The 22,977-nt window shown below is 58.5% G+C and carries 19 protein-coding genes; 4 read left to right on the forward strand and 15 right to left on the reverse strand.

Features of this window, described 5'->3' with window-relative positions:
• Positions 1-156 precede the first annotated feature (156 nt).
• The 4 genes from ACSYSO_RS05410 to ACSYSO_RS05425 all read left to right on the forward strand — a co-directional run bounded on the left by ACSYSO_RS05410 (position 157) and on the right by ACSYSO_RS05425 (position 6,040).
• Positions 157-312, forward strand: a complete 156-nt coding sequence (locus ACSYSO_RS05410; RefSeq protein ID WP_489760891.1) for a hypothetical protein — start codon at positions 157-159, stop codon at positions 310-312.
• 167 nt (positions 313-479) lie between these two features.
• Positions 480-3,008 (forward strand): mucin-binding protein, encoded by a 2,529-nt coding sequence (locus ACSYSO_RS05415; protein ID WP_489760892.1) that lies wholly within the window; start codon positions 480-482, stop codon positions 3,006-3,008.
• 450 nt (positions 3,009-3,458) lie between these two features.
• Positions 3,459-5,012, forward strand: a complete 1,554-nt coding sequence (locus ACSYSO_RS05420) for a C1 family peptidase (RefSeq protein WP_491701656.1) — start codon at positions 3,459-3,461, stop codon at positions 5,010-5,012.
• A gap of 53 nt (positions 5,013-5,065) precedes the next feature.
• On the forward strand, positions 5,066-6,040 hold the full coding sequence (locus tag ACSYSO_RS05425) for a LasA N-terminal domain-containing protein (RefSeq protein WP_489760894.1): 975 nt from the start codon (positions 5,066-5,068) through the stop codon (positions 6,038-6,040).
• 149 nt (positions 6,041-6,189) lie between these two features.
• Here ACSYSO_RS05425 and glnA read toward each other — a convergent pair whose 3' ends face one another.
• The 15 genes from glnA to dusB form a co-directional block, all read right to left on the reverse strand.
• The gene (gene glnA, locus ACSYSO_RS05430) at positions 6,190-7,527 is read right to left on the reverse strand and encodes a type I glutamate--ammonia ligase (protein WP_489760895.1); all 1,338 of its coding nucleotides are present in this window, start codon (positions 7,525-7,527) and stop codon (positions 6,190-6,192) included.
• Positions 7,528-7,551: 24 nt separating this feature from the next.
• Positions 7,552-8,289, reverse strand: coding sequence for a bifunctional 1-(5-phosphoribosyl)-5-((5-phosphoribosylamino)methylideneamino)imidazole-4-carboxamide isomerase/phosphoribosylanthranilate isomerase PriA (priA, locus tag ACSYSO_RS05435; RefSeq protein WP_489760896.1), 738 nt, complete (start codon positions 8,287-8,289; stop codon positions 7,552-7,554).
• 46 nt (positions 8,290-8,335) lie between these two features.
• Complete coding sequence (hisH, locus tag ACSYSO_RS05440) at positions 8,336-8,968, reverse strand: imidazole glycerol phosphate synthase subunit HisH (protein WP_489760897.1); 633 nt, start codon at positions 8,966-8,968, stop codon at positions 8,336-8,338.
• The gene (locus tag ACSYSO_RS05445) at positions 8,965-9,771 is read right to left on the reverse strand and encodes a hypothetical protein (protein ID WP_489760898.1); all 807 of its coding nucleotides are present in this window, start codon (positions 9,769-9,771) and stop codon (positions 8,965-8,967) included. Before ACSYSO_RS05445 ends, hisH begins: the two co-directional genes overlap by 4 nt.
• On the reverse strand, positions 9,771-10,370 hold the full coding sequence (gene hisB, locus ACSYSO_RS05450) for an imidazoleglycerol-phosphate dehydratase HisB (protein ID WP_489760899.1): 600 nt from the start codon (positions 10,368-10,370) through the stop codon (positions 9,771-9,773). The genes ACSYSO_RS05445 and hisB overlap by 1 nt, the downstream gene beginning before the upstream one ends.
• 1 nt (position 10,371) lies before the next feature.
• On the reverse strand, positions 10,372-11,646 hold the full coding sequence (locus ACSYSO_RS05455; protein WP_489760900.1) for a histidinol-phosphate transaminase: 1,275 nt from the start codon (positions 11,644-11,646) through the stop codon (positions 10,372-10,374).
• On the reverse strand, positions 11,643-13,022 hold the full coding sequence (hisD, locus tag ACSYSO_RS05460) for a histidinol dehydrogenase (RefSeq protein ID WP_489760918.1): 1,380 nt from the start codon (positions 13,020-13,022) through the stop codon (positions 11,643-11,645). Before hisD ends, ACSYSO_RS05455 begins: the two co-directional genes overlap by 4 nt.
• A gap of 88 nt (positions 13,023-13,110) precedes the next feature.
• Positions 13,111-16,665: a DNA polymerase III subunit alpha gene (gene dnaE, locus ACSYSO_RS05465; RefSeq protein WP_489760901.1), complete on the reverse strand. Its 3,555-nt coding sequence runs from the start codon at positions 16,663-16,665 to the stop codon at positions 13,111-13,113.
• 63 nt (positions 16,666-16,728) lie between these two features.
• On the reverse strand, positions 16,729-17,655 hold the full coding sequence (locus ACSYSO_RS05470; RefSeq protein ID WP_489760902.1) for an RluA family pseudouridine synthase: 927 nt from the start codon (positions 17,653-17,655) through the stop codon (positions 16,729-16,731).
• Positions 17,652-18,206: a signal peptidase II gene (locus tag ACSYSO_RS05475; RefSeq protein ID WP_489760903.1), complete on the reverse strand. Its 555-nt coding sequence runs from the start codon at positions 18,204-18,206 to the stop codon at positions 17,652-17,654. Before ACSYSO_RS05475 ends, ACSYSO_RS05470 begins: the two co-directional genes overlap by 4 nt.
• 16 nt (positions 18,207-18,222) lie before the next feature.
• Positions 18,223-19,479 carry a DivIVA domain-containing protein gene (locus ACSYSO_RS05480; protein WP_489760904.1) on the reverse strand — a complete coding sequence of 419 codons (1,257 nt, stop codon included), beginning with the start codon at positions 19,477-19,479 and terminating at the stop codon, positions 18,223-18,225.
• Positions 19,480-19,610: 131 nt separating this feature from the next.
• Positions 19,611-19,889, reverse strand: coding sequence for a YggT family protein (locus ACSYSO_RS05485; RefSeq protein ID WP_489760905.1), 279 nt, complete (start codon positions 19,887-19,889; stop codon positions 19,611-19,613).
• A gap of 29 nt (positions 19,890-19,918) precedes the next feature.
• Positions 19,919-20,377 carry a cell division protein SepF gene (locus ACSYSO_RS05490; RefSeq protein ID WP_489760906.1) on the reverse strand — a complete coding sequence of 153 codons (459 nt, stop codon included), beginning with the start codon at positions 20,375-20,377 and terminating at the stop codon, positions 19,919-19,921.
• Between the two features lie 31 nt (positions 20,378-20,408).
• Positions 20,409-21,692, reverse strand: coding sequence for a cell division protein FtsZ (ftsZ, locus tag ACSYSO_RS05495; protein ID WP_489760907.1), 1,284 nt, complete (start codon positions 21,690-21,692; stop codon positions 20,409-20,411).
• 115 nt (positions 21,693-21,807) lie between these two features.
• A complete protein-coding gene (dusB, locus tag ACSYSO_RS05500) occupies positions 21,808-22,977 on the reverse strand; it encodes a tRNA dihydrouridine synthase DusB (RefSeq protein WP_489760908.1) in 1,170 nt (389 codons plus the stop codon).

Raw genomic sequence — 22,977 nt, forward strand, 5'->3', positions numbered from 1 at the left:
GTTTGTTGTGTTGTTTGTGGCCTAGCTCACTGCAGTATCGTCAGCACGACCACAAGTACATAGACGAATATTGAATAGTTGCAGAGTCCGTGTGATCTGCACACCAAACAGCAGCCGAAACTCGCGCAGCAGACAAGCACGAGCAGACCAGGAGGCATGATGACCATGGTTCACGCGCACCACAGTGACCGCACAGCAGCGAAGTCCGCACGCACACGCCTGATTGCCGGTATCGCTGCCGCAGCTACCCTACTCACCGCTTTCGCCGCAGGCTCAGTCGCCTACGCCGGCAACACCGCCAACGAAGCCTAAACCACAAGCTGGGGCAACCCAAAATAGCAATGAAATCACCCCCCCCCAGCAAACCCGGCACGCTAGGAACTAACCAAACAGCATCCATCTCCACACGCGGTGTCACCGCACAAGCCGTCAGCGCAGACGTCGCACTTACTTGTTACAGCAGTTTCTGCAGCGGCCCCATGCCGTCCTATCAGTATTTCGCCGCCGACGACTACGTACGCGGTGGCGCCACCGGCACCTTCAGCGTCAATACCAGCGATTTGGTGGCCGGCACCACCATCCTTGTCTCCACCATTGTCCAATCTACCGATAGTACGTGGGGAGAGTCAGTTCCCTTCAACGATGAGGGCAAACCAGTCAACATCAGCACCAACACCGGCAAACCCGTGGGCACTCTCCAGTTCGACCCCAACTCGCCTTGGGGTTCCGCACTCACCTTGAGCGTCACCAACACCATTCCCGGCAACAGCACCACATTCTTCAAATTCACCGGAGAATGGATGTACTACATCGCATACCAGACCAGTGCCACAACGATGCACACCATGCCGTTCACGAGCACCTTCACTACTGGCAAGAACCAGACCGGTGCCACCAACCACGCCTACAGTATCGAATTCGCGGCTCCAAAACCCACATACAAAGCGACCGAGCTCGCCGGAGACATGTTCAATCTACGCTTAGCTGACACCATCACAGTCAACGATCACATGCGGAAGAATCTTTTAACAGACACCACGTTCAGAGATATTCAGACACCAACACTGACCATCGGACCAGGTAACAAGCCTGGAGTGGGAACGACACCAAACATCAAAGGCCGGGACATCATCAGAAACACGAACATATATACCAGCCAGACAGTCGTCCCCACCAAAGCAACGGTGTACCTCGGCACATTCTACGTTTCCAACGACTACGCACAGACCACACCGGGAGACAAGAATGAAGCCGATACCGTGGAATCAGACATCACAAAAGCCATACCGGTCGTTAACGCCGGAGATGGTATCTACGCCAAAGAACTCGATGCCAAAGTCAAGAAACTCACTTCCTCAGCGATGTATTATTCGCGGCAAGACGACGGATCCATCATGACTTCCACCATAATCAAAGCTGCAGATCAAGTACTCACTGACGTCCAGATTGATCAGAACACCCGCAGCACATATCATGCAAGTGCTGCAGCCTACAGCAAGAATCGTGAAGCCGACGTGACCTCCACACGCAACTACTACCACAAGTATCTCAACAGTTATGCCAGCAACATCGGCATCTACGAATACTTCACACCTGCCAATACCAACAAAACAACTTCCGTCGATGCATTCTCGCTAGACAGCAGCGCCCCTGACGCCAACAATACATGCGCAGGAGGCATGACAGGCAGCACATGCACGTCACATACCGTTGGTTCGGTACTCAAAAAGGTGAGCGGCTCTACGCCCAGCACCGGTTCATCGTCCAGCGGACAAACCACGGTCGCCACGCATCATCTCAACCTTGATGGAACCTCCGCAGCACCAGACAGTCAAACCGTTAGCTTCCCCACGGGCAAAACCAACTCCGTCACCGGAAGCAAGGGCACTGCGACTGCAGCCAACACCCCGGCCTCCATACCCGGCTATCGACCACTCACCAGCACCGATTTAAGCTCGTTAACCGACGCACAGCGCCAAACCATCGCCACCACACTCGGCGCGTCGAACTCCAGCGTGGCCGGGTTGACCGCTCTAGCCAACAACACTGATGCCAATAGCATCTGGGCCACTGGCAACCTATCCGTTCCCTACCCTGGAGAAACCGGCCTCAGCTACAACGCCAACGGCGATATCGTCGCCTTCGGCACCGCAGGAAGTACCGCCGGTTGGGGTACCACCGACGTCTACTACTTCTACATCCCAGACAACCAAACCATCACCGTCCAATATTTGAAAGTACCAGACACCTGCGCACCTGCCAACAACGACTGGGCATCCTGTGCCGGCAGTCAACCCGTCACCCAATACCAACAATCCTTCACCAACCAACCCGGCACACCCGTACACGAAACCCTGAACTACACCGACAAACTCTTCGGACCCGACCGAGCAGTCGGCGTACCCCCTGAAGTCAGCGTCAGCGAAGGAAGCGACAGCGCTAAAACACGCACTTTCACATTGAACACCACCATCCCCAGTAGTGACACCACAATCACCATCTACCTGAAAAACAACCAAATCAAGAAAGACGCCGGAGTGAAAACCATCACCCGCACCATCCACCACCAGTACGCCGACGGCACCAGCGCAGCCCCAGACACCATTCAAACAAGTACATGGAAAGAAGACCTCTTCTACGATGTCATCTACCCCAACGAGCCGCCCCAGCATTACAACAACTGGCACAACACCGACACCACCGCATTCGATGCTGTCACCCCGTCAAAGCCTGGATATCTCACCAACCCACGCACAGTCACCTCCATCACCGGCATCACCCAAGACGGTCGTACCGATAACCCATCGGTCACATTTGCAGCTACTGATCCAGCTAACCCCAACACATCCAATCGCAAGCTCGATGTCACCGTCATCTATCAGCGTGCCATCACCCGCATGCCTTTCACCGGCGGCACCGGAGTGATCATTGGCTGTATTATCGCCCTAGCACTCCTAGCCCTAGCAGCCCTCCTCACCCACCTGCGCAACAAGCGAACCAACCAGTAGCCAGTAACAAAAATCAGTGAGGGTGAGTTCACACTATCCGTGTGAGCTCACCCTCACCCATAGCCCTCTTCATTCAGTAGAGACAAAACAAGCTAAACACTCTTCGCCCGAAAACCAAAACGCTGGAATCTCAACGACCTGCGAAATCGATGTAACGCCACACCCTGGTTTTCGTCCCTACGGAACGAACCAACACCATGAACAGCTCATTCCGTGAGTACTTTCACGCAGGCTACACAACCACCACCTCAACAAGAACGTTGAAATTCCACCAATCTCTAAAACCAGCACACCCACACCATCCACAAAAAGTACTCACGGAACGATTCAACGTGACAATACCGTGGTGCGCGACGACACATGACGCGGATAGGCGCCCCTGCTCCTCACCGTCATTCATATCTGACCGTATACTGATGCGTATTCTACGAAACCGGAGGCATAAGCATCATGGCATCATCAGGAAAAACACCCATACCGAGCAATGACAGTACGACTGGCGGCCGCAACGGAGACAAAACAGCACCATCGCCAACCGCCTCCGCTCCTACCTCCGCAGCATCTTTGCAAGCCATCACCGCCGATCAGACCCGGCAGTATTCGGTTAACTTCAACACCGACCGCGCCAACCGTGTGGCTGCCAACGCAGCTGTGACCAACGGCGTGCTTAAAGCAGCCACCAGCTACCAAGGACTGCGCGAACTGCCACAGGATTTCTCGGTCGAACTCAAGCAGGGATCCATCACCAACCAGCGCCATTCTGGCCGCTGCTGGATGTTCGCCGCACTCAATACGCTGCGTTTTGAAGTGATGCACCGCTGGAATCTGGACGACTTCGAATTCTCAGAAACCTACCTCTTCTTCTGGGACAAGATGGAGAAATCCAACGCCTACCTCGAAAACGTGCTCGCCACGCTCGACGAGTCCACCGAAAGCCGCATCTTCCAAGCCATCAACGACTATCCGGCAGCGGACGGAGGCTGGTGGCAGATGTTCGTCAACCTTATCAACAAGTACGGTCTCGTCCCCAAGTCCGCCTACCCGGAGTCCGCAAATTCCCGGGACTCCGACGACTTCACCCAATACCTCGCTACCAAACTCCACCAGGCGGGCGCCACCTTGCGCGAGAAACATGAAGCCGGCGCAAGCATAGATGAACTGCGCGAGCTCAAACGCCAAAGCATGGAGACCGTCTACCGTATCTGCGCCATCAGCCTCGGCGAGCCGCCGGAACATTTCGATTTCTTCGCTCGCACCAAGGATGACAAGAGCAACGAAAAGACCGGCAGCGCCACTCCCGCAAGCACCGGAACCAACGTCAAAGCGAAGGCCAAAACCGCAAAGAGCGAGGACTCGCGCATCGACTCCAGCCAGCAAATTCGCGAATTCGGCATCACCCCGATGGAGTTCTACAGGAAGTATGTGCCGGTGGACGTGAACGACTTCGTCACCCTCGCCAACGTGCCGATGCCAAGCCGCCCGATGAATCGACGCTATCATCTCATGTACGCCACCAATGTAATTGAGTCCGGTCCCCTCGAATTCATCAATGTGCCGATTGACGTGTTCCATAAAGCAGCCGTTGACCAGCTTACCGACGGTCACCCCATCTGGTTTGCCTGCGACTGCGACCAGTTCTCCCTGCGCGCAGAAGGTGTCTTTGACCGCAGCACCGTGCGTACCGACGAACTGTTCGGCACCGACTTCACCCTCGACAAGGCACATGGGCTGGAATACGGCGACTCCCCCAGCAACCACGCCATGACTCTGACAGGCGTGAATCTTGATGAAGCCGGTAAGCCCGACCGTTGGAAAGTGGAGAACAGCTGGGGCAAGGCCAGCGGACGCGATGGCTACTACGTGGCGAGTGACGAATGGTTCAGCGAATACGTCACCGAAATTATCATCCACAAGCGCTATCTGAACACCGAGACGCTCGCCGTGCTCAACACCGAACCGATCGACCTCGACCCCTGGCAGCCACTCACCAACGCTTGCTGCTAAGCATGTTCGGACGCGGTCGCTCACCATTCAGTGCCATGCGGTAGCATCGGGATATGGCTTCTCATCACGGCTCCTCGCACCCCTCACGCCGCCGACGCGGCAACCAGAGCGGCCGCAAACGACAGGCCAAGAACACCAAACGCAACTCTCGTACTGCCTCATGGCGCAATCAGTTGCGCCGACGCTGGAACAAGGCGAACGTGGCCACTCGCACCACAGCGGTCGCGCTCGCCGTCATCGCGGCCATCTGCGCCATGGCACTTGTCATGGGATTGGTGCGCGTCGTGCAATGGCGTGTGGAGGTAAGCCAGGCGGAACACCGGCAACAACAGTCCGAGCAACAGTACAACTTCGACCCGGGTAATATCATTTCCGACGCGCAGTTCTTCAACGCAGACGCCATGAGTCAAGCCGAAGTGGAGGCGTTCATCGCCGACCCGGCGCGCAGCTGCACCGAAGCCAACTGCCTTGCGGCACGCACATTCCCCAGTGAAAGTAAACCCGCCGACGACCTGTGCCAGGCCTACACCGACCCCGGCAACGAGAGTGCCGGCGCCATCGTCTACAAATCCGCCCAAGCCTGCGGCATCAGCGAGAAGGTGCTCCTGACCATGCTGCAAAAGGAGCAGCACTTGCTCTCCACCACCCCAGCCTCCGACTTCCAATTCAAATCGGCCATGGGGTTGAGCTGCCCCGACGACGCGGACTGCGATCCCCAATATGCCGGATTCTTCCGCCAGGTCTATGGTGCCGCCAAACGGTTCAAGTACTATCAGGCCCATGCCGAGCAATACCCATATCATTCCGGCACGCTCAACTATGTGCAGTACCATCCCAACAAGGAGTGCGGCGGCACACAGGTCTACATATCTACCGCCGCCACGGCCCTACTCTACGTCTATACACCCTATCAGCCCAACGAGGCCGCTCTCAGTGCCGGCTACGGCGAGGGAGATGGCTGCTCGAGCTACGGCAACCGCAATTTCTCACTTATTTACAGCAACTGGTTCGGCGACCCGCGCAAGTAAACATCCTCGCTGTTGCCCTCCAAATAGCTGCCCGTCCAAGCACTATGCGCCACTATATACGCCACAGATTGGAACGATGTACAACAAAAAAGCGGTGTTGCTTCTCCAGACAACACCGCTACATCTCAGCCATATATTACAGCCACGCATCACAGCTTGGGCAGGAAGTGCTCCAATTCGTACGTGGTCACCTGACGACGATAGTCGTCCCACTCATGGTGCTTGTTACGCAGGAAGTATTCGAACACCTGCTCGCCGAGCACCCCGGCCACAAAATCGGACTTTTCCATAATCGACAGCGCGTCGTCGAGCGAGCCGGGCAGAGGTTCGATGCCCATAGCCTTACGTTCGGCATCGGTGAGCTTCCACACCGCATCACTGGTGGGCTCCCCCAACGTCATCTGCTGTTCGATGCCGTCAAGGCCAGCCGCCAAGAGCACTGAGAAGGCGAGGTAGGGGTTGGTGACCGAGTCGAGCGCACGGAACTCCATGCGCGCCGAGTTGCCCTTGCCTGGCTTGTACTGCGGGATACGCAGCAGGGCGGAACGGTTGTTGTGCCCCCAGCACACGTAGCTGGGTGCCTCGTTGCCTCCCCACAAGCGCTTGTAGGAGTTCACATACTGGTTGGTCACCGCACAGATTTCAGCCGCATGGTAGAGGATGCCGGCAGCGAACTGACGGGCGATAAGCGACATGTTGAATTCCTGTCCAGCCTCATAGAACGCGTTCGAATCCCCTTCGAACAGACTGAGGTGGGTGTGCATGCCCGACCCGGGTTCATCGGTCAGGGGCTTGGGCATGAAGCTCGCGTGAATGCCTTGATCGATGGAGATTTCCTTGACGATGGTACGGAACGTCATGATGTTGTCGGCTGTGATGAGTGCGTCGGCGTAGCGCAGGTCGATCTCATTCTGTCCCGGCCCCACTTCATGATGCGAATATTCCACAGAGATTCCCATCTGCTCAAGCATGTTGACCGCAGCCCTACGGAAGTCCATACCGGAGCTTCTGGGCAGGTGTTCGAAGTACGAACCACGATCTACCGGAACCGGCGGTTTGCTCCAGTCGTCTTGACTCTCGAAGAGATAGAACTCAATCTCGGGGTGTACGTAGAAGGTGAAGCCCTTCTCCTTGGCACGTTCCAGCTCCTGCTTGAGCACGTGGCGCGGGTCGCCGAGCGAGGGCTCTCCCTCGGGGGTAAGCACGTCGCAGAACATGCGCGCGCTGCCTTTATCCGCACCTTTCTGAGGCAGCATCTGGAAGGTGGAGGGGTCGGGTTTGACAATCATGTCGTCTTCCGAAAGACGAGTCATGCCTTCGATGGCCGACCCGTCGAATCCGATGCCTTCGTTGAACGCGTCCTCGAGTTCGGCAGGTGCAATGGCTACGGACTTCAGCGTCCCCAGCACATCGGTGAACCACAGGCGAATAAAGCGCACATCTCGCTCTTCTACCGTGCGCATTACGAATTCTTGCTGTTTATCCATGCCTCCCATGGTCTCACACTCGTATTACAAGCCGGTGACGGCGAGCGCCTGAGACAGGGTGAAGGCCCCGGCATACAGGGATTTTCCTGCGATGACCGAGTCCACATTGGAGGTTTGTTCACTCTTTCCCAATGCGTTGACAGCCGCAATATCATCCAAACTCGAGATACCGCCCGACGCGGTGATCTTTGCTTCGGTGCGTTCGGCCACTTCGCACAGCAGGTCCACGTTGGGACCGTTCATCATGCCGTCTCGCTCCACGTCGGTGACCACGTACCGGGCGCAGCCGGCATCGTCGAGCATGGCCATGGTGTCGAACAGGTCACCGCCCTCTCGCGTCCAGCCGCGCGCTGCCAAGGTATGGCCTCGCACATCAAGGCCTACGGCCACTTGGTCCCCGTAACGTTTGATGGCCGCTACGGTCCACTCGGGATTTTCCAAAGCTGCGGTGCCGATGTTGACTCGTGCTGCGCCGGCGTCGAGAGCGGCCTGCAAACTGGAGTCGTCCCGGATGCCACCGCTTAATTCGATGTGCACTCGCTCACCCAGCGTTTCGACGATGCTGCGCAATTGCTCGCGGTTGTCGCCGGTACCGAACGCGGCGTCGAGATCAACCAGGTGAATCCACTGTGCACCTTCGTCCGCCCACGCCTGAGCCGCCTCGAGCGGGCTTCCGTAGTCGGTCTCCGATCCGGAACGCCCTTGTACCAGGCGCACCGCTTTACCGTCTCTTACGTCTACTGCGGGGAGCAATGTCAGCATGAGGTTCTCCGTTCTTATTTCCGTCTTTGCGTTCTCTGTGTTCAGCCTATAGTGTGTTCAGCCAGTTGCGCAGCAGCACGGCACCGGCGTCCCCCGACTTTTCAGGGTGGAATTGAGTGGCACTCAGGGGTCCTTGCTCCAACGCAGCCACAAAATCGTTGCCCGCGTAGTTGCAACGGGTTACCTTCAATGGCTCGCCATGCAGCGCATCAGTGGCGGATTCGGCGTTCATTGCCGCGTAGGAATGGACGAAATAGAAACGCTCATCTCCCACCCCGGCAAGCAGTGTGGAGTCAGGGGCTGCCTGCACCGTGTCCCAGCCCATATGCGGCACGCGAGGAGCATCCAGTGCTTCGACAGTGCCTCGCACCAGCCCCAGGCCAGGTACAGCCATGCCGTGTTCACTGCCGGAAGTGAACATGATCTGCTGCCCTACGCATACGCCAAACACCGGTCGCCCTGCTTGCAGACGACGGTTGATGATCTGCGCGCCGTGTGCGGCTTCAATGCCTTGCATGCATGCACCGAACGCTCCCACTCCCGGAACCACAAGGCCATCCGCCTCGAACGAGAGCTGGGGATCGGCGGTGAGTTCGACCTGCGCGCCCACATGTTCCAAGGCACGCATCATAGAGCGAACGTTACCGAACCCGTAATCGAACACCACCACTCGTTTCATGAGCGTTTCCCGTCGTCCGTCGGGTCGGTTCCCGAGATATCGCCGGCATTACCGGAATCCTCGGCACCGGTGCCTGCATCTGCGCCCCTGTCCTGGTCGCGCTCTGCACGCTCTTGCGCTTTGGCTGCCTTCTGCGCCTGACGCACGAATGAATTGACGGTTCTCATGGCCTTCAACCGTCCCATCGACGACGAGTCGAACGTCGGCTGCCCCTGCGCTTGCAGATCCGCCAATGAGACGATGCCGAGCATCACATCTTCCACAAACCGGGGCGAGGACGCAAACAGCACAGGGGGTGCGAACTCCTGCCCCGCTTCGCCGTCCATGTACAACGTTGATGCGAGTTTATCCGCACGGTTGACGGCCAGCACCACCGGCATCCCCGATACCATGCGGGACAGGCTTGAAGCAGCGGCTTCGGGAGCGTCACCGTCAAGATTGCGCAACACGGCCACAGCACCATGCTCGTCCGCCATGCAGTCGGCGGCAATGTCCGTAAGCGAGCAGAACGCGGTAAGCAACTCGGCGGAGACCAGACCGGTGATGAGCATGGCAGCCTTGGCTTTGTTGCCGATCAGCCCATCCAATTCGGCATCGAAATCAGCTTGCGTAGCCTGACCGAACTCGCGTTCGAACTGCGCCAAATCATCCGCTTCGGCTCCTTGAGCATGCGCATCTTCTCCGGATGCGCTCTCCTCGCTCATCCCTGACGGGAACAAGTCGTCCATATTGAACTCGTACGGCGCTTGCGCGTCAAATGCATCATCGTCGAACGTGTTATCTTCCCGGTTGCTACCCGCCACTACAGCGTTCCTTTCGTACTCGGCACTCCGTCCACTCTTGGGTCAGGCTCCACTGCCACACGCAGGGCACGAGCCAGCGCTTTAAACTCAGCCTCGGCGATATGGTGCGGATCGCGTCCGGCCAGCACTTGCATATGCAGGCACAGGCCGGCGTGCATGGCAATGGATTCCATGACGTGGCGCACCAGAGATCCGGTGAAATGCCCGCCAATCATCGCGTACTGGAACCCTTCGGGTTCACCGGTGCACACAGCGTAAGGCCTTCCGGAGATGTCCACCACTGCTCGAGCCAAAGCCTCGTCAAGCGGCACCGTGGCATCGGCGAACCTGCGGATGCCGCGCTTGTCGCCAAGCGCTTGTTTCAGCGCCTCCCCAAACACGATGGCGGTGTCTTCCACGGTGTGATGCGCGTCGATGTCGGTGTCGCCATGGGCTCTGATAGTCAGGTCAATAAGCGAATGCTTGCCGAGCGCAGTCATCATATGGTTGAAAAACGGCACCGAGGTATCGATGTCAGTCTTGCCGGTACCGTCCAGATTCAAGCTCAACTCAATGCTTGATTCGCTGGTTTGCCTTGTAATCGCAGCAGTTCGTGCCATATCATCCCTCCGATTCCATGGTAGCGAGCACCTGAGCCAAAGCGGAACGGAACACTTCCACCTCCTCATCGGTTCCCATGCACACGCGCAGCCAGCCCTGAGGTCCCACAGCCCGGATGAGCACACCCCGCTCCAGCATTGCTGCGAAAATCGCTTCTCGGTCTTCAAACCCTCCACCGAACATGAGGAAGTTCGACTGTGACGGTGCCACGGCAAGTGCTTTGCCATGCCAAGTCAGCGTCTTGAGCCATGCGGCCGTGGCTTCACGGGTACGGCGCAGATGCTCAACTTGGCTGAGCTGTTCGTCGGCATGCTCCAGCGCGGCCAATGCAGTGGCTTGGGTGACTGCGGACAGATGGTAGGGCATGCGCACTATGCGCAAGCAGTCCACCACTGCTGGGGCTGCAGCCAGGTAACCCAGACGAGTACCGGCGAACGCGAAGGCCTTGCTCATGGTGCGGCTCACCGCCAGCGCCGGATATTCGTCGAGCAGTTCAAGCGCCGAAGGAACGCCGGGGTCTCTGAATTCAATGTAGGCTTCATCCACCACTACCAGCGGATGCACTTCGGGACCAGCTCCGGCCACACTCGCACTCTTGCAGAAGTCGAGAATGGTGCGCAGCTGATCTTGCGGCAGCAATGTGCCGGTGGGATTGTTGGGGCTGGTGAGCAGCACCATGGCCGGTTTCAGTTCGCTGATGCGCGCAAGCAATGCGTCGAGATCCAAAGAGAAGTCGTCCCGGCGCCCCACCACCTGCCAGTCGGTGAACGTGTCGCGCGCATACTCGGGATACATGGAGTAGGTGGGAGCGGCACCCAGCGCCGACCGCCCGGGACCGCCAAACGCTTGGAACAGTTCAAGCATGATCTCATTGGATCCGTTGGCGGCCCACAACTGCTCGGCAGCGAGCGCCACGCCGGATTCGCGTTTCAGGTAATCTGCCAGCGCCCCGCGCAGCGCTATATGTTCACGATCCGGGTATCGATTAAGGCTCGGTGCCACGCGGCGTACGGCTTGGGCGATACTGTCCACCACCGCCGGTGAAGGCGGGTATGGGTTCTCGTTGACATTGAGGCACACCGGCACGTCGAGCTGTGGGGCACCGTATGGTTCCTCGTTTTGCAGATCGTTGCGCAGCGGCAGAGCACGTCGCGCAGAGGCTTGATCGCCGGGCGCGCTGGCCTGCTGGTTGCCGTCTGCCGTACTGGCATCACCAACCGTAGCGCTGGCAGTAGCGCTGTCATTGGGGCTCTCAGCTTGTTGCCGGTCGTTCATCGCAATCCTGCCGTTTCCTCTTGAGCTGCCAAGGTGGCTTTGTCGTACGGATCGTCGACGAAACGACTGAGCACACATTCCCCATGAGCCGGCAGGTCTTCTGCCACGGCAAACGTGTTGATGCGCGAGGCGATCGCTTTGAGACCTTCCTCGTCGTATTCCACCACTTCCACGGGTTTGAGGAACGAGTGGACGCCCAAACCGGGGTTGAAGCGCGCTGTGCCACCGGTGGGCAGCACATGGTTCGACCCGGCCATATAGTCACCAAGCGGCACCGGCGAGTAGGGGCCCCGGAAGATGGCGCCGGCGTTGGTGATGCGCGGCACCACCTCGTCCGGATGCTCGGTTTGGATCTCCAAGTGTTCAGCGGCATACGCATTGGCCGCTTCGATGGAACGATCAAGCGAATCGGTAAGGATGATGCCGGATTGACTGCCGGACAGCGAGGTGCGCACTCGTTCAGCGTGTTCGGTCAGTGGCACACGATGTTCCAGATCAGCCTGCACCTCCTGGGCGATGTGCTCGCTGTCGGTGATGAGCACAGAGCCGGCGAGCTCGTCATGTTCCGCCTGCCCGATCAGATCGGCAGCCAGCCAGCTCGGGTTGGCGCCGGCGTCTGCGATGATGGCGATCTCCGTGGGGCCTGCCACAGCATCGATGCCCACGATACCGGAAACCAGACTTTTGGCAGTGGCTACGAAGATGTTGCCCGGACCGGTGATCTTATCGACCGGATCGCACAGCACCTCCCCGTCCTGCGGTTCGCTCCCCTTGGCTCCATAGGCGAACATGGCTACTGCTTGAGCGCCTCCCACGGCGTAGACTTCGCTCACGCCCAAAATGGCGCACGTAGCCAGAATAGTGGCGTTGGGCAGGCCGTCCCCACCGGGAGTGGGAGGCGTGGCGATGGCCAAGGACTTGACACCGGCCACCTGAGCCGGCACCGCGTTCATGATGACGGAGGTGGGATACACCGCTTTGCCTCCCGGAACGTACAGTCCCACTCGCTCAACGGGAATCCAACGTTGCGAGACACGGGCACCCGGTGCCAAATCGGTGTGGAAGTCCTGCGGCACTTGGGATTGGCATACCGCACGCACACGGGTCACCGACTCCTCGATGGACTTGCGCACTTGGGGGTCGAGCTTCTCCAACGCCTCCTGCATGGCACTCTGCGGCACACGCAGATGATGCACGTGCACATGATCGAACTGTTCTTCGTAGTCGCGCAGTGCCTGTGCACCGTGCTCTTTGACCGCTTCGAGAATGGGGCGCACCACTTGTGCGGCGTCGCCGGTACCCATGGCCGCACGCGGCATGGCTTCGAGAAGTTGTGCTTTGGACAGGGCTTTGCCCCGCAGATCGATGGTTCGCATCATGGTATCGTTCATAGCGCCATCCTAGCAACTTTCCGGCTGGGAATGCGCCACAAGGCACAACTATGTCACATGCTGAGACGCGGATTCACGCCGCCGGCAAACACTTGGGGCCGAACACCGTTTTGATCTCCGCGAACAGCGCGGTCTCGCGTTTGACGCGGAACCGGTCACCAAACGTGAGTACCTGAGCGTTGCCGTCCGAGTCAAGCACCGCCAAACGCACCTCGCAATACCCGGGATGCGAGGAGATGATCTGCCCCAGCTGCATCACTCGTCCCCTATCCAGTGCCTGCATGGGCAGGGTGATGATCAACGGCTTACCGTCGTCGTCCTCGATGGTGGGTACCACCACTTCCATGGCACGCAGGCTCACGCTCTCGTCACGCTGCTCCGCCTGACCTCGAATCTGTACGATCTGATCAAGGGCCAAATCGGGGGCGTACGTGGTGTAGGCCTTGCCGAAGAACATGCACTGTACCGAGCTTTCCATGTCTTCCACCGTCACGATGGCCCATGGGTTGCCTTTCTTCGATACACGCCGATCCACGCTGGTGATCAGCCCGGCGATGGTGACCTGCCGGCCATCCCCCGAGTTTTGCGCACTGTTGATGAGCTGCGCGATGGACATGTCCCGCAACCCAGCCAGCACGGCGCTCATGCCCGAAAGAGGATGGTCGGAAACATACAGCCCCAGCATCTCGCGTTCAAAGTTCAGTTTGGTCTTCTTGTCCCATTCCTCGATGTCCGGCACCTGCACCTGGGCATCGCCCATCGCGTCACTTCCCCCGTCATCATCCAAATCGGAGAAGAGATCGAACTGGCCTTCCGCCTCCTTGCGTTTGAGGCTCACCACCGAGTCGATGGCGGACTCGTGAATCTGGAAGAGGGCACGACGGTTGGGGTCGATGGAATCGAAGGCACCGGCCTTGATAAGAGATTCCACCAAACGCCGGTTGAGGGCGGAAATCGGCACGCGGCGCACAAAGTCCATGAAGTTGACGAACTTGCCCCGTCCGCTCTCGCGCTCGGCAATGATGTCATGCACAGGGGTGTCACCCACATTGCGGATGGCACCCAGTCCGAAGCGCACCACGTCGCCCACAGGCGCGTACTCCAGGCGCGACTCGTTCACGTCCGGTGGCAGCACCTGGATGCCCATACGTCGCGCTTCACCGAGATACAGTGCGGTCTTGTCCTTATTGGTGCGCTCGTTCTGCAGCAGGGCCGCCATGAACTCCACCGGATAGTGCGTCTTCAAGTACGCCGTCCAGTACGAGATGAGCCCGTACGCCGCAGAATGCGCCTTGTTGAAGGCGTAGCCCGCGAACGGCACGAAGATGTCCCACACAGCCTGCGCCGCCTCCTGGGAGTAGCCATGCTGCTTCATGCCCTCGAAGAACGGCACCTGCTCACGCGCCAACACCTCGGGCTTCTTCTTGCCCATGGCACGGCGCAGCACGTCTGCCTCACCGAGCGAGTAACCGGCCAAAATACGCGCAGCGGACTGCACCTGCTCCTGGTAGACGATCAGACCATACGTCTCGTCGAGCACCGGGGCCAGTGCCTCGGCCACCTCAGGGTGGATGGGTGTGATCTCCTGCAACCCGTTCTTACGCTTGGCGTAATTGTTGTGCGAATCCACATCCATGGGGCCCGGTCGGTACAGGGCGATGAGTGCGGATATATCGTTGAAGTTATCGGGTTTCAGACTCTTGAGCAGAGCGCGCATACCGTCGCCATCGAGCTGGAAGACGCCCAGGGTGTCTCCCCGGGAGAGCAGCTCGTACGTGGCTTTGTCGTCAAGCGGGATCTTGGTGTAGTCGATGGACTCCTTGCCGTTGATCTCGATGTTCTTCAACGTGTCTCGAATGACTGTCAAGTTGGACAAGCCCAGGAAGTCGTTCTTCACCAATCCCAACGTTTCGCACGTGTGGTATTCGAACGTGGTGGTCACCGTGCCGTCGGTGCGTTCCAGCAGCGGCGAAGAGTCGGTGATGGGAATGGCGGACATGATGGTGGCGCAGGCGTGCACACCGGTCTGACGGATCAGCCCCTCGATGCCCTTGGCCTCGTCGGTGATGCGCTTGGCATCCGGGTCGGCCTCGTAGAGCTCTCGGAATTCCTTGGCCTCGGCGTAGCGCTTGGAGGTGGGGTCGAACATTTCTTTCAGGCTCGCGTCCTTGCCGTTCTTGCTCGGCGGCAGGGCTTTGGTGATCCGCTCGCCCACGGAGAACTCGTAGCCCATGATGCGCGCGGCGTCCTTCAAGGCCTGCTTGGTTTTGATGGTGCCGTAGATGACGCACTGCGCCACCTTGTCGTGCCCGTACTTCTCCCCCACATAGTCGAGCACCTTGGCGCGGCCGTCGGGGTCGAAGTCGATATCGATATCGGGCAGGGAGACGCGCTCGGGGTTTAAAAACCTCTCGAAAATCAGCCCGTGCTTGAGCGGGTCGAGTTCGGTGATGCCCATGGCGTACGCCACCATGGCGCCTGCCGCCGAGCCTCGCCCGGGCCCCACCATCACGCCGTGGGTCTTGGCCCAGTTGATGTAGTCCGCCACCACCAGGAAGTAGCCGCAGAACTGCATTTGGCAGATCACGCCGCACTCGTAGTCGGCCTGGGCGCGCACATCCTCGGGAACGTTGCCGTCATAACGTTTTTCGAGACCCGCCTGCACGTCATGCAGGAACAGAGAGGTCTCGTCCCAACCTTCCGGGCAGTCGAAGTTCGGCATGTAGGCGCCGTCCTCGTGGTCGTCGAACATGACGTTGCACCGTTCGGCGATCTCCAATGTGTTGTCGCAGGCTTCAGGGAAGTCTTTGAACAGGTCACGCATCTGCTCGGCGGATTTGATGTAGTATCCCGAGCCGTCGAATTTGAACCGGTTGGGGTCATCGAGGCGTGAACCGGAGTTGATGCAGAGCATGTCATCCTGCGCTTGGCGGTCCTCTTCGTTCACATAGTGGGAATCGTTCGTGGCCAGCAGCGGGGCATCCAGCGCCTTGGCGATCTTGAGCAGATCCTCGAATACCCGCTTCTCGATGCTCAGGCCGTGGTCCATGAGCTCGATGTAGAAATTCTCCTTGCCGAAAATGTCCTGCAGGTGACCGGCGGCACGTAATGCCTCATCGTACTGCCCCAAGCGCAGACGGGTCTGGACTATGCCTGAGGGGCAGCCGGAAGAGGCGATCACACCGGCACTGTATTGCTCAAGCACGTCGTAATCCATACGGGGGTAACGCTGTACGCGGCCTTCCAAGTTGGCCACGGACGAGGCTTTGAACAGGTTGCGAAGACCCTCGTCGGTTTCGGCCCACATGGTCATATGGGTGATCAGGCCGCCGCCGGAGACATCGTCGGAATGCTGGGCTTCGGTGCCCCAGTGCACGCGGGATTTGTCTTGGCGCGCGGTTTCAGGCGTCACATACGCTTCGATGCCGATGATGGGTTTGATGCCGGCATTGACCGACTCGGTCCACATCTCGTAGGCACCATGCATGTTGCCGTGGTCGGTGATGGCGACGGCGGGCATACCCAGCTCTTTGGCACGTGCCACCAGGTTCGGAATCTTCGAAGCGCCGTCAAGCAGCGAATAGTGGGTGTGGTTGTGAAGTTGCACGAAGTTTCCCGAATGAGCCATGCCTCCACCCTACCGACTCATTGCGACTGTATGCCTGTCGAAGAGGCGGACGCAGCAACCGGGTCAGCGTATCGAGCTGGCGCGTTGGCGTACTGCCGCGAGGGCTGCCGCCAAATCCGGCGGATATTGAGACTCGACAGTGGTCCACGCGTGGGTGCGCGGATGGCGAAACTCCAGCTTCATGGCATGCAGCCATTGGCGTTCCAGTCCCAGTTCCTTTGCCACCACCGGGTTGCTGCCATACATCGGGTCTCCTACCAATGGGTGTCCGATCGAAGAAAAGTGCACACGAATCTGGTGCGTGCGACCTGTTTCCAAGTTCACCGACACCAAGGTCGCCTCGCCAAAACGTTCCAGCACGTCCCAATGCGTTACCGCACGTTTGCCGTCAGGAAGCACAGCGAAGCGGAAATCGGAAACTTTTGCACGACCTATGGGTGCCTCGATGGTGGCCTTGTCTTGCTTGAGGTTGCCTTGCACCAGCGCATGATAGGTCTTCACCACTTCGTGCTCGGAGAATTGGCGGCGCATCTCCTTGTAGGCGAGTTCCGACTTGCACACCAGCATGAGTCCACTCGTCCCCACGTCGAGTCTGCTGACGATGCCTTGCCGTCCAGGAGCTCCATACGAGGTGATGTGCACGCCACGTGCCAGCAGACTGCCCAGCACGGTAGGGCCGGTCCACCCCACCGATTGGTGTGCGGCCACACCCACCGGCTTGTCAACCACCACGACATCGTCGTCTTCGTAGACCACCGCCATGTCTTGCGCCAACGGTTCAACCGGAGTGTCTTCCTCATGGATGTCAACGTTCACCATGTCGCCTGCCAGCAGCATACCTGACTTGGGCAGGGCTCGTCCCAGTACCGACACTTCACCGCTCTCGACCAGTTCCGCGGCTTTCGATCTGGACACACCCAGCATTTTTGCCGCCGCCACATCAAAACGACGGTTCACCAGTGCATCTGGAACCGGTACCACATGGCTCATGACCGATCTCCTTGCCCGGCACTTTCTGGATCGATGGTGCGTTCGGTGTGGTCAGTGTGGTCGGCCGCGCCAAACGGTACGCCAACCATGATGAGCACCACAGCTATCACGGCCGCCACAAGCAGTACGATGTCTGCCACATTGCCGACGGACCAACCGTAGTCAATGAAATCCACAACGCGACCGTTGAGGAATCCGTCTGCGTATATCACACGGTCGATGAGGTTGCCAAGCGCTCCGGCGCATCCCAGACTCAGCGCCACCGTCCACATCATGTGCCGGGTGCGTAGTGCCAATAGCGCCAAAACCACGCATGCCACAATCGCCAGGCATGAAATCAGCCATGTGCTGGAAGACCCCATACCCAAGGATGCGCCAGGGTTGCGCACCAAGGTAAGCCCAAGTCCGAGGGGAAGACGCACAGAACGGCCATCGCTCAGTTCACTGAGCGCCCAGAGCTTTGAACACCGGTCGGCGAGCAGCACCAATGCGGTTACACACAACAAAACGGCTGTGCGTGTGCACAGCCGTCGTTGAACATTCACAGTCATCTCCACGCTTCGCCAATCAGCGGCCGGAGCGCTCGATCTTGCTGTACGTATCGACGTCCGAGACCTGCGTCATCAGCTGGTGCAGGAAATCGCTCAGACGAGCACGGTACTCGGTCTCGAACTGCTTGAGGCTCTGGATGTTCTCCTCTGCGGCCTTGGCTTGAGACTCGTAGTTGTCGTGCGCCTGACGTGCATAGACATCTGCCGCAGAACGGGTACGGGTATCATACTCGTTCGCCTTGCGCTGCACTTCGGTCTCATATCCGGCGGCATCGGCGCGCACCTTGCGTGCGTAGGCATCGGCGTCCTCATGCGTTTGGTTGGCATAGAGGTCGGCATCCGAACGCTTGCGAGAAGCGTAGGACTCAGCCTTCTCCTTCACCTGCTTGCCGTAAGACTCGGCTTCGGAGCGGGTGCGAGACGAGTATTCGTTCGCCTTGGCGATAATCTCGTCGTACTTGGACTGACTGGAGTCGGTAATCTCCTTAGCCTTGGCCTTGCCCTTGTCCACGTACTGGTCGTGCAGCTGCATGGCCAGCGCCAGCATCGCCGTGGCGCGCTCGGCCTCGTTGTCACCGTTTGCGGCAGCTCCTGCGATCTTCTGCAGGCTGCCGGTCTCCGTGCTGGGCTCGATCTTCGCCACTTGGGCGCGCAGTTGACTCTCCCTGCTCTTGGCCTCTTCGAGCTGACGGTTCAGATCCCGTACCTGATCGGACTGCGAACGAGTCTGGTTCAGTTGCTGCTGCAACCGGGAAAGTTCACGATTCAGACGTTCGTTGCTGGAGCGCACCTCGTCACGCTCCCGCTGCAATGCGGTAAGCTGACTGGTCAAATCGCCTGAGCCCTGCGTCTTGGCGGCCTGAGCGGTGAGCTGATCCACCTGCACGTTGAGACGATCAACCTGATCCTTGAGCTGGCGATTCTGGGAGACCAGAGCGCGGTTGTTCTCTTCCGCCTCATTCAATTTGGCAGAGTCCACGGCCGGCTGAGCGGTTGCTCCCTGCTTGGATCCAGCTGCCTTCAAGGACTGGTTCTCTTGCGTCAGAGACTGCACTTGCGAGTTCAGCTCCGCAATCTTTGCATTGAGCTTACCTACCTCGGGCCCTGCACTCTGTGCGGACTGTCCGCCGCGCACCGCTTGGCTGCTCAGCACATCTACGGTCTCGGTGACTTCGTCGAGAAACTCGTCCACCTCGTCGACGTCATAGCCTTCTTTGAAATGAACAGTGTTGAAACTGTGCTCTCGAATATCCTTAGGCGTTAGTAAAGCCATAAACTATTACCTCACTTTGGGCGCTGACGCGACTGTTGTTCCTCAGCCATGCTAGCACAATCCTGTCCCAGTAGCGCAGAACACACCGATTATTGGTCTCTCGGGTTCCTGTCTGGATTCGTCTACTCGCCTCAAATCAGGAAATTGAGTACTTCGAGTCCGAGAATCAGCACAACTGGACTGAAATCAATGCCCAAGGCACCGATGCGCACGATGGGGATGTAGCGTCTCAGCCAACGCAGCGGCGGGTCGGTGAGAACGTAGAAAACATTGAAAATACTACCGAGTGTGGGGCCGGGGCGCCAGCGCGGCATGAGCACCAGCACCCAGTCTATGATGGTGCGTATGAGCACCACCATAGAGTAGATGTTAATCAGCCATGAAATGATGACGTACAGCAGAAAGAGCATATTGCCTCAGAACGCGCCGGTAACGTCAGCTAGAAGAGTTCATCGTCGGAATCCGGTCTGGATTCCTCTACTTTGATGTTCACCTGTGCGGGACTGAGCAGGAAGACACGCGGGGTGACACGCTCGATGGATCCGCGCACGCCGAATACCACACCAGACGAAAAATCGACAATGCGATAGGCCACGGACTCAGAGACACCGGTAAGATTGAGAACCACAGGAATACCGTCACGCACTGCACGACCCACCTTTTGCGCATCCTCATACGAACGTGGATGAATGGTGGTGATGCGGTTGATTTTGCTCTGGAACGGGTTCATCGATGTCTCGGAAGATTCCATGGGTTCCTCATGCTGCGGCACCATAGGCGTGACAGTACGGTCGGAGTCAAACGCCGAAGTGGGAGTGTCCTCCTCGTCCAGGTCGTCCTCGTCAACAACGTCGGCCATGCCCAAGTAAGACATGGCATGTTTCATGATACCAGCCATAAGAACCCTCTTTCAGTGTGCAGTCGTTACCTTACCGCAGAAAATCCGGAATGTCGAGGTCACCAAACTCATCAGCCGAGTCGTCTGGCTCCTCATAGACGCGACCAGCAACTGGTCGGCCTTGCGGATCACGGTACACAGTAGAGGGGGCAGCACCCCCCTGAACGCCCTGCGTATTGGGAGCTACGAACTGCTGTTGCAGAGGCTGACGGACTTGCTCTTGCACTGCAGGCTGAGCCTGTGGCTGAGCCTGTGGCTGAGCTGATTGCACGGCAGGCTGCTCCACAGTCTCCGGCACTTCGGCTGGTGCAGACTCAACAGAATCTTGAGCATCGCCGTCATCCTTCTTTGACGTGCTGTCGAACCCGGCCGCGATGACGGTGACACGAACCTCATCGCCATAGGAGTCGTCGAGAGCAAGACCCCAGATAATCTGTGCTTCCGGGTGGATGGCACGGCGGACAAGCTCCACTGCGGCGCTGGTCTCCTGCATGCCCAAATCGGTGGGGCCGGCAATGTTGATAAGAGCACCGTGGGCACCTTCGATGCTCTCTTCGAGCAATGGGGAGCTGATGGCGATCTCGGCCGCCTGAGTGGCGCGATCTTCACCGCGGGCGGAGCCGATGCCGAAGAGTGCAGTGCCTGCGCTGCGAAGAATCGAGGTCACATCAGAGAAATCTACGTGAATATAGGAGTTCATGGAGATGAGGTCGGTAATGCCCTGCACACCGGCCAGCAGAGCGGTGTCCGCGGTCTTGAAGGCATCGACGATGCCGATGGTGCGGTCGGAAAGCTCCAGAAGCCTGTCGTTGGGGATGACGATGAGCGCATCGACTTCCTTGCGGAGGTTTTCAATGCCCAGCGTTGCTGACGCGGCACGCTGCGGTCCCTCGAACTCGAAAGGACGTGTAACCACGGCGATGGTAAGCGCACCCTGCTGATGTGCCGCACGAGCCACGATCGGGCTGGCACCGGTACCGGTGCCACCACCTTCGCCACATGTGACAAATACCATATCGGAACCCTTGAGGGCCTCCTCGATATCGGACTGATGGTCTTGCGCGGCCTTGGACCCCTTCTCAGGGTCAGCACCTGCGCCAAGGCCACGACTGGTATGGTCACTCAGCGAGATCTTCACATCCGCGTCACTACGGAGCAAATCCTTTGCATCGGTATTAATCGCTACGAATTCAACGTTCTGCAGCCCCTCAGCAATCATTCGATTGACGGCGTTGCCACCGGCACCACCGACACCGACCACTTTGATGCTGGTCTTGTCGTTGAAATTGTCTTGTTGGGCAATCTCGCTCACCATTGTCTCCTGTCACTCACGTATATCTGTAACTCTACCGCAGAACGCCGCCAAGTTGACGTGGCTCGCGTCGTGCGTCGTAACGTTCGTGTAAACAATCCACTGCACCAGCGATTCGTCAATAGCTGGCGTCCATGGGATCGTTGCCGAATAATTCCTCACGTTCCTCGTGGCTGGTGGTTCTGGAATCCAACCAGCCGTAAGGCACATGCACTTTTTTCGCAAAGCGAACACGCCCCCGCGGCTTATCCATCAGTCTCTCGGGATAGCGCACTTCAGGGTCGAGTTTGTCCATCTGGCGGCGCACATCGTCAAGCGTCTCACATTCCATGAACGCGCGGCGCGTCTGCCCGCCCACAGGAAAACCTTTGAGATACCAAGCCATATGCTTGCGCAAATCATGAACGGCCATCTGCTCGTCACCGTCATAGAACTCGACCAGCAGACCGGCATGCTTCATAATGATGGCGCACACCTCACCAAGGTTCGGATCAAGCCGTTCGTCACTACCGGCGAACGCGTTGGCGATGTTTGCGAACAACCAAGGGCGCCCTTGGCAGCCACGCCCCACAGCGACACCAGCGCAACCGGTCTGCTCCACCATGGCCTGAGCATCTTCGGCGCCCCAAATATCTCCGTTGCCGATTACTGGAATATCCAAGGCCTGCACCAGTTCGGTAATTTTGTCCCAGTTGGAGTGACCGCCGTAGTATTCGGCCATGGTGCGGGCATGCAAGGTCACCGCTGCGCATCCCTCGTCTTCTGCGATGCGACCTGCGTCCAAAAACGTCTCATGCTCGGCGTCAATACCCACACGGATCTTGGCTGTAACAGGAATCCCGGCGGGCTCGCACACTTCGACCACGCGGCGGATGACTTCGCGGAACAGATCCGTCTTCCATGGCAGAGCGGAACCTCCCCCGCGCCGGGTCACCTTGGGCACCGGGCAGCCGAAGTTCAGGTCGATATGATCGGCCATATGACCGTCCACCACGATTCTCGTGGCCTGCGCGGTAATCTCGGGGTCCACACCGTAAAGTTGCAGCGAACGGATCTTCTCGCTGGGTGCGAACCTGCATAGTCTAAACGCCTTCGGGTTGCGCGCCACCAGAGCCCGTGAGGTAATCATCTCAGCCACGTACAGACCGTCCGGACCATAGCTTTCGCACAATACGCGGAACGGCCAGTTCGTAACGCCGGCCATGGGAGACAGCACCACTGGTGTAGGGACATGCACCGGCCCCAGATCAATCGGGGCGATGGCAGAAGGTACAGCTACATCGGGCAC

The organism is Bifidobacterium sp. ESL1130 (genome assembly GCF_058507935.1).

Coding starts and splice junctions, on each gene's coding strand:
- hisD (WP_489760918.1), bottom strand. CDS start 13,022: ATGCGAACCATCGATCTGCGGGGCAAAGCCCTGTCCAAAGCACAACTT.
- ACSYSO_RS05490 (WP_489760906.1), bottom strand. CDS start 20,377: ATGGCTGGTATCATGAAACATGCCATGTCTTACTTGGGCATGGCCGAC.
- ACSYSO_RS05415 (WP_489760892.1), top strand. CDS start 480: ATGCCGTCCTATCAGTATTTCGCCGCCGACGACTACGTACGCGGTGGC.
- ftsZ (WP_489760907.1), bottom strand. CDS start 21,692: ATGGTGAGCGAGATTGCCCAACAAGACAATTTCAACGACAAGACCAGC.
- ACSYSO_RS05410 (WP_489760891.1), top strand. CDS start 157: ATGATGACCATGGTTCACGCGCACCACAGTGACCGCACAGCAGCGAAG.
- ACSYSO_RS05485 (WP_489760905.1), bottom strand. CDS start 19,889: ATGCTCTTTCTGCTGTACGTCATCATTTCATGGCTGATTAACATCTAC.
- hisB (WP_489760899.1), bottom strand. CDS start 10,370: ATGGCACGAACTGCTGCGATTACAAGGCAAACCAGCGAATCAAGCATT.
- dnaE (WP_489760901.1), bottom strand. CDS start 16,665: ATGGCTCATTCGGGAAACTTCGTGCAACTTCACAACCACACCCACTAT.
- priA (WP_489760896.1), bottom strand. CDS start 8,289: ATGCTGACATTGCTCCCCGCAGTAGACGTAAGAGACGGTAAAGCGGTG.
- ACSYSO_RS05470 (WP_489760902.1), bottom strand. CDS start 17,655: ATGAGCCATGTGGTACCGGTTCCAGATGCACTGGTGAACCGTCGTTTT.
- ACSYSO_RS05480 (WP_489760904.1), bottom strand. CDS start 19,479: ATGGCTTTACTAACGCCTAAGGATATTCGAGAGCACAGTTTCAACACT.
- ACSYSO_RS05475 (WP_489760903.1), bottom strand. CDS start 18,206: ATGACTGTGAATGTTCAACGACGGCTGTGCACACGCACAGCCGTTTTG.
- ACSYSO_RS05425 (WP_489760894.1), top strand. CDS start 5,066: ATGGCTTCTCATCACGGCTCCTCGCACCCCTCACGCCGCCGACGCGGC.
- hisH (WP_489760897.1), bottom strand. CDS start 8,968: ATGAAACGAGTGGTGGTGTTCGATTACGGGTTCGGTAACGTTCGCTCT.
- ACSYSO_RS05455 (WP_489760900.1), bottom strand. CDS start 11,646: ATGAACGACCGGCAACAAGCTGAGAGCCCCAATGACAGCGCTACTGCC.
- ACSYSO_RS05420 (WP_491701656.1), top strand. CDS start 3,459: ATGGCATCATCAGGAAAAACACCCATACCGAGCAATGACAGTACGACT.
- glnA (WP_489760895.1), bottom strand. CDS start 7,527: ATGGATAAACAGCAAGAATTCGTAATGCGCACGGTAGAAGAGCGAGAT.